This is a genomic window from Endozoicomonas sp. SESOKO4, assembly GCF_024606275.1.
In genome coordinates this window covers 1-7,032 of sequence record NZ_JAHHPS010000167.1, presented here as the reverse complement: position 1 = coordinate 7,032, position 7,032 = coordinate 1, and the positions used below count along the sequence as shown (strand labels likewise).

Sequence of the window (7,032 nt, the reverse complement as noted above, 5' to 3'; positions counted from 1 at the left end):
TCGTCATTCCCGCCTTCATTCTCGTCATTCCCGCCTTCATTCTCGTCATTCCCGCGAAGTAGGGCTTTTGCAACGCCCTCCTTCGCGGGAATGACGACCTCAGAGCATGGTAACGAGCTGTTGGAGTTTTGCGACACCCTCGATAGGGCGGGGAGTGTCAGAAAGCCATCAACTAAATCATGCTGTTTTATGAACGCGATAATCCCCTTTAGAACTCTGGAGTCAGAACATGGTAAATCAGACCACTTTACTTCGACACACCAGCAAGGTTTTTGAGTTGCAAGATTTAACCAAACTATATCAACTTCACCTGCCTTCTAACGAGCATAGTGTAAGTTTTCTATATCGGTATTATGTACCCACTGACTGAAGATTGCGGTTTCTGTCAGGGCCCCATTGCTTCATGGCTTTCCTCAACAGGACCAAAAAGAGCTGCCCTCATTGAAGGATTTGTAAGATATACCTTTAATGTCAAGAGATTGATCCTGGTTCGATTTTGGAGGGCTGACGCCTGCTTTAGCCATGCCGCCCAGGCACGGAACCGGAGGCATTTGGTCCGGCATGAGCATGAACTCATGGGGTGGAAGTCCCCCGTAGGTAAACCAGTATTCGATCTTGCGCCATCCTTCATCATTTTGTTGGGTCTAATGGACATTCTAACGGCCGACACATGAAATTCGTTGGTGTGCTGGCGAGTTTTTTCCCGGTTTTTGTAAGCAGGCATGAGTTGACCGTTTCAGTTAGGTTTGAGTGTCTGTTAAAACGGAGGAGGTTCACAGTCCCTGAAAAATTCTGTTAGGTGTTTTAACCATATGGTTAGGTTATCCGGGAAACTAACAAGCTACCCAACAATCTAAATGTCATGATATGAGAATTAAAGAAGGAGGAATGCAGTATGTTTGGAGCAATTGGTCAAAGTGTTGGGACGCAACAGTACTCTCATTGTGGGCTTGGAAGAGCAGACCTTCTATTAATGAGTATTGGTCCTGAGCGATACTCCTTAGAAAGATGGGAAGAAGTTTTGAAAAATATTAAGCCTGATATTTCTGATGCTGTTGGGATCAGTCCATTGCAGTATGTGATCCGTTCAATAGATTATTGCTCTACGGATAACGTACCTTCCGAAAAGCTGGTAAGCATTATTAAACTTTTGATTAGCTATGGGGCGGATTGCAATTATTCAAATGGCTCTCTTCATTCTCCTTTACACATGCTTTGCTCAAATAGATGGGATGATTTACCACACCTCAGAGAACTTGCGCTTGAACAAAAAAGAAATAATGGAATTGAACCTGACTCTCTTATGTCTGATGGCGAACCTCTACTTTTAGCTATGTCACATCATCCAGATCGGTGTTCTTTAATGGCTTGGGAAGCTGTATTGAATAAAGGGCTAAGTCCTAATGTTTCTGGTTATTTTGGAGAGACCCCATTGATTAAAGTAATACAAAGTAGCACTAAGTACGATGTTCCTTTTAAAGAACTAGCACCTATTATTGAACTTTTGATTAAGCGTGGAGCAGATTGCAATCAACTTAATAACACTGGTGATACTGTTCTACAAATACTCTGTTCAAAAGAATGGGGTAATTTTCCAAAGCTCATAGAACTTGCGTTTGAACAAGTAAGAAATAATGGAATTGAACCTGATTCTCTTATGTTTGATGACAAACCTCTACTTTTTGCTATGTCAATTCATCCAGATCGGTATTCTTTAACGGCTTGGGAAACTGTATTGAACAATGGGATAAATCCTAATATTTCTTATTGTGAAGAGATCCCATTGATTGAAGTAATACAAAGTAGCACTAATGAAAATGTTCCTTTTGAAGAACTAGTACCTATTATTGAGCTTTTGATTAAGCATGGAGCAGATTGCAATCAAGCAAATTACAATGGCGATACTGCTCTACAAATACTTTTCTCAAAAAAATGGGATGAATTTCCAAAGCTCAGAGAACTTGCGCTTGAACAAAAAAGAAATAATGGAATTGAATCTGACTCTCTTATGTCTAATGGCGAACGTCTACTTTTAGGTATGTCAATTTATCCAGATCGGTATTCTTTAATGACTTGGGAAACTGTGTTGCATAAAGGGCTAAATCCTAATATTTCTGATAGATTCGGAATCAGTCCATTGAGGTATGTGATCTATTCAATGGATCGTAACCCTATGGATGACGAACGTTCCCAAAAGCTGGAAAGCATTATTAAACTTTTGATTAAGTGTGGAGCAGATTGCAATGAAGCAAATGGCGCTGGTGATACTGCTCTAGAAAGTCTTTGCTTACAAAAATGGGATGATTTTCCAAAGCTCAGAGAACTTGCGTTTGAACAAATAAGGAATAATGGAATTGAGCCTGACTCTCTTATGGGTCATGGCAAACCTCTACTTACAGCTATGTCAGAGTATCCAGAGCAGCATTCTAAGTTAGGTCTCAGAAGCATTATTAGATATGGAGTTCTTCCTGTTTTGAAAGAAGATGCATCTGAAGAATCTGCAGCAGAAAAACCAAACTTGGACTGTGACTTTAACGATGAGTTAGAAAAACACAAAGCCTATTTTTGTGCTCGCCCTCTTGAATATCGCTGCATTTGTGCTGTAGATAGAAATTCAAGGGGACAGGAACTGACAATGCTTCCCAGACAAATGCAGAAAAATATTAAACACTTATTTTATTCATAAGTTTATTTTTTACGGAAACACCTGACAAGTCTGTAGAAAAACCACCCCAAACGGCATTTTAGGACATCCGCCTTGCCATTAGTTCAGTAAGACGGGAAAAGACAATTGATGGCTGACCCCGGTGAGTTTGAGACCAGCCATCCTGACAAAGTATCAGGCCACGACACCCAATTCAGAATCAACCAGGCTGCCACGCAAACTGTGAGGGAAAGCCTCAACAATCTCAACCTCGGCAAATCGACCAATCAGTCGAGGCTCTGCACACTTGAAGTTAACGACACGATTACACTCTGTGCGGCCACTCAGTTCACCAGGGTCTTTCTTGGAGTAGCCCGTTACCAGAATTTTCTGAGTGCTGCCTACCAAACGACGACTGATTTGCATGGCTTGTTGATTGATTCGCTCCTGCAGAATTTGCAGTCGCTGCTTTTTGGTGGACTCAGGAACGTCATCGGACATATCCGATGCTGGTGTCCCCGGACGTTTGCTGTAGATGAAACTGAACGACGCATCGAAACCGATCTCGTTGATCAGGTTCATGGTGTCTTCAAAGTCTTCATCGGTTTCACCCGGGAAGCCTACGATAAAGTCTGAAGAGAGACTCAGGTCAGGACGGTGTTCACGCAACTGACGAATCTTGTCCCGGTACATCTCAACTTCGTGGTTACGTTTCATCAGGGAGAGAATCCGGTCAGATCCGGCCTGAACAGGAAGGTGCAGGTGGCTGACAAGCTCGGGCACTTCAGCGTAAACATCGATCAGGCTTTGGGAGAACTCTTTCGGATGAGACGTGGTGAAACGAATGCGATCTATGCCATCTATTGCCGCGACAATGGTGATCAGTTCAGCCAGATCACAAACAGTACCATCGTCTTTTTCGCCACGATAAGCGTTCACATTCTGACCCAGCAGATTGATTTCGCGAACCCCTTTCCCGGCCAGACCCACGCATTCGGCAATCACGTCATCCATGGGGCGGCTGACTTCTTCACCACGGGTGTAGGGTACGATACAGAATGTACAGTACTTGCTGCACCCTTCCATGATAGAAACGAAAGCGGTTGGTCCTTCCACAGAAGGCTCCGGAAGCCGGTCAAACTTTTCAATTTCCGGAAAGGTGACATCGACCACGGGAATATGATTGCTCTGGGTCGCATCAATCATTTCTGGCAGGCGATGCAGGGTTTGTGGTCCGAAGACAACGTCTACCTGTGGCGCACGCTTGCGGATGGCTTCCCCTTCCTGGCTGGCTACGCAGCCTCCCACTCCAATCACCAGGTCGGGATTGGCTTCTTTCAGTTTTTTCCAGCGACCCAACTGATGGAAGAGCTTTTCCTGGGCTTTTTCCCTGACAGAGCAGGTGTTAACCAGCACAACATCGGCTTCTTCCGGATTGTCTGTCAACTCCAGGGTATGGGTTTCTCCGAGCAGATCAGCCATTCGGGCTGAGTCGTACTCGTTCATCTGGCAACCGTGGGTCTTGATATAAAGCTTTTTTGTTGCGCTCATGGTTTCGCTTTCTGGGCTCACGTCTGTTGTGATTTTTTCAGACGCCAAAACCGGATTCCTGTCTGCTGTGTAACGGGCCTGAGACCTTGAAGCTGCTATATTCAGGCATCAGGTGACTCAGGATAGCAAAACCAGTGATGACTGATCTGGCTGTTGAAAGCTGGCCATTATAGCGGCAGTGAGCACCGGAAGGTAGTGAGCAATATCTCTGACACTCCATGAAGGGATTACGTGATAAGCACCCGATTACAGTTCGTCATTTAATCCTGTTTTGGGGGTGTAGACAGGCATCAGTGTCATTTTTACTATCCCGGTGTTCATAATGACATAACTTTGTACGTTGGTTCTTTGCAGGCGAACGGTATCCAGAAGGTCGTCTGCATTCGTCCTGTCCAGGGCATCGTAGAAGTCTGTTTCTTCTGCTGAAGAGCGATTACTGAGGGTGCCAAGGGCATTCTGGATATGGTCTATTTCAGGATAACTGGCGCTGGCCATCTGCATTCCGATGGCTACAGCCTTGCTGAGAATTTTGCCGATCAGTCTGAAGGGGATTTCCCAGTCATTTTCCATCAGAGTCAGTTGCACAGAGTCTGCATCTAACCAGATAATCAGCTCTGTTTTGCCTTTATTGACGCCTTTTTCTTTTGCCCAGGGGATTTCAATCGTATCTTCACGAATTGGCTGGTCGCCATTGTAATAGGTCAGATGCATGTAGATCTCAGGCTTAGTGAAATATTCGCCGACCTTCCGGAGGTTCAGCTCCAGAAGATAAGCACGTTCAGGCAGGCGTTCTGTGGCGGTGGTATTGGGGTCGACAATAGGTTTTGTATGGACCACCGGAGTACTGAGTCGGGCAGGGCGATAAACCAGCAGGATGACATCTTTATCCAGGTCATCGACATTCTTTATGGTGAAGTCGCAGTGTTTATCCTGGCAGGATGAAGCACTGGCTACTTTCGCTTTGCGGGGCTGATCCCGCTCCTTTGGTAACAGAAAGCCAATATAGGGGCTACCGGTTTCCCTGACTCTGCGGTAACGCAGTTTCATCAGAGAGTCTTTGCTTCGTTTACCGAGGTGGAAACAGTCTGCCACTCTGTCGAGTTCTTCTATCTGCTCAGTGATATCTTCCTGAACGGTTTTGGGCACTTCCGGATAATTTTTTTGAATGATGTCAGGGATGCTCTGCAGGGTAAGATCCCCTGCTTCATCCAGTTGCGAGAGCTTGGTGGTCTCTTCACGAATATGATCCAGATGTTTCCATGGCTTGAGGGTGCCGATAAAGCGCTCTTTCATATCAGTCAACCTTTGCTCCTTCTCCTTCAGGCCCAGAGTGTTAATGTCAGAACATTCTTTGTCGGCAGAAGCATGAGCGACAGAAAGTGACAAAAATAAAGCAATAAACAGTGAGAGTCGTGTATTCATGGCGAGCCTAAAGAGGGTTTGAGAAATGAACACGCAAGGTGTTGAGAGGAAAACGGAACAGATAGAGTAATTAGGTTAGATTGTCGGATCTGTCAAATTCCGCCGTTGAATATCGGATTCAGTCTTAACACCAGTGTATTTCATCCATGCAGACTCGCTTTTCATTAGCTCATGACTGCCCTGTCTGTGACATGCCAGCTGCCTTTTTTATGCACGACAGATTTTCCAGGGTAAACTCAGGAGGGTTATCGACCCTTTTAATGGTCAATAATGATTTTCCCGAAAACAGGGCGCTTGCCAGTGGCTGTCGTGTTAAATGCTCTGTGGCAGGCTACGGGGTGGTTTTTGAAGATTTCTTCTGGACCGATGAAGACTACCGCAGCGTGTTTTCTCAATCGGGTCTCAAGGTACTGGCCTGGCATCAGCCTCTGGGGAAACCTGAAGATGGTATGCCCTGGAAGGATGAGCTGCATTCACCTTTGTTCAGTATTTACATTTTGGGACGTTGACTGGCTCATGCAATACGGCTATTGGTGATCCTCGGGCTCAATAAACTCCTGTTGCTTCCTGCATACGGGGCATTTCCATCTGGGCAGATCAATGGTGATTTCAAGTTTCGTTCCGCATTCGGGGCATTCGGACGTTTGAGGTTTGTTGAATTTTTTAAAACACGCACCACACAAGTAGTGAAAGCAACTGGTAATCTTGACAACACTGCTTTTGGTAAACTTGTCCAGGCAAACAGGGCAGCGATGTGAAAGATCGTCATTCCGGGTGTCAGGCCGAATACCAACAAAGTGATTATCCCTGAGTAGAAGTCCCAGATATACCGTTTCCTCTGAGGTATTGATAGCCGATGCTTGTGAGACTACGTGGACTTCAACATCACCAGAAGTGGCGTAGGTGAAAACCTGATCCTGAGTCAAGCCACTGGCCTGCAGATTGACAACGACAAATGTTTTCTTGAACAGGTAGCTCAGCAGTGGCAATAAAATATCGAAGTCTGGCCATTTATTTTCGAGGAGTTGTTGCCTGACCAGTTGGACCTTTTCCAAGCCCTTTGCCGTTACCCAGCCTGATAGAAAATCTGAAAGTTCAGTGTCCGGTTCCTGCTGATCATCATTTAAAGAATGGTTAATCATGACTTTGAGTATTTGAATCAGTGAGGAGACGCTTCGACCTCCGGATAAATGGATGGCATGTAGCCAGCAAAAGTTATCTTTGGGAGTGTGCATAATATGGAATCCCTCAAGATAATGGTTTAACAGCTGTTGAGGGTCGTCTTTTGTCAATTCGGGTTCAGAGCCGACTTGTTGGAGCTTTTGTATTTTAGCAGGTGGTTCCGGATCCTGAGTTGTGCTGTCAGCTTCTGCGATAACAGACCGACCTTCACCGGAGCGTTTGCGTTTGCGTCC

5 protein-coding genes are annotated in these 7,032 nt (G+C 45.3%); 2 read left to right on the top strand and 3 right to left on the bottom strand.

Features of this window, described 5'->3' with window-relative positions:
• The first annotated feature begins 895 nt into the window (after positions 1–895).
• The gene (locus KDK16_RS03130; protein ID WP_257274634.1) at positions 896–2,686 is read left to right on the top strand and encodes a hypothetical protein; all 1,791 of its coding nucleotides are present in this window, start codon (positions 896–898) and stop codon (positions 2,684–2,686) included.
• Positions 2,687–2,839: 153 nt separating this feature from the next.
• Here KDK16_RS03130 and miaB read toward each other — a convergent pair whose 3' ends face one another.
• Both miaB and KDK16_RS03120 read right to left on the bottom strand, forming a co-directional pair.
• Positions 2,840–4,195, bottom strand: a complete 1,356-nt coding sequence (gene miaB / locus KDK16_RS03125) for a tRNA (N6-isopentenyl adenosine(37)-C2)-methylthiotransferase MiaB (RefSeq protein WP_257274633.1) — start codon at positions 4,193–4,195, stop codon at positions 2,840–2,842.
• Positions 4,196–4,441: 246 nt separating this feature from the next.
• Positions 4,442–5,617, bottom strand: coding sequence for a hypothetical protein (locus KDK16_RS03120; protein WP_257274632.1), 1,176 nt, complete (start codon positions 5,615–5,617; stop codon positions 4,442–4,444).
• Positions 5,618–5,826: 209 nt separating this feature from the next.
• Here KDK16_RS03120 and KDK16_RS03115 point away from each other — a divergent pair, with 209 nt between their 5' ends.
• A complete protein-coding gene (locus KDK16_RS03115) occupies positions 5,827–6,126 on the top strand; it encodes a hypothetical protein (protein WP_257274631.1) in 300 nt (99 codons plus the stop codon).
• Positions 6,127–6,144: 18 nt separating this feature from the next.
• On the opposite strand, the gene KDK16_RS03110 is transcribed toward KDK16_RS03115, so the two are convergent.
• Positions 6,145–7,032, bottom strand: an 888-nt coding sequence (locus KDK16_RS03110) for a zinc finger, RING-type domain-containing protein (RefSeq protein ID WP_257274629.1), incomplete at its 5' end; no start/stop codon positions are given.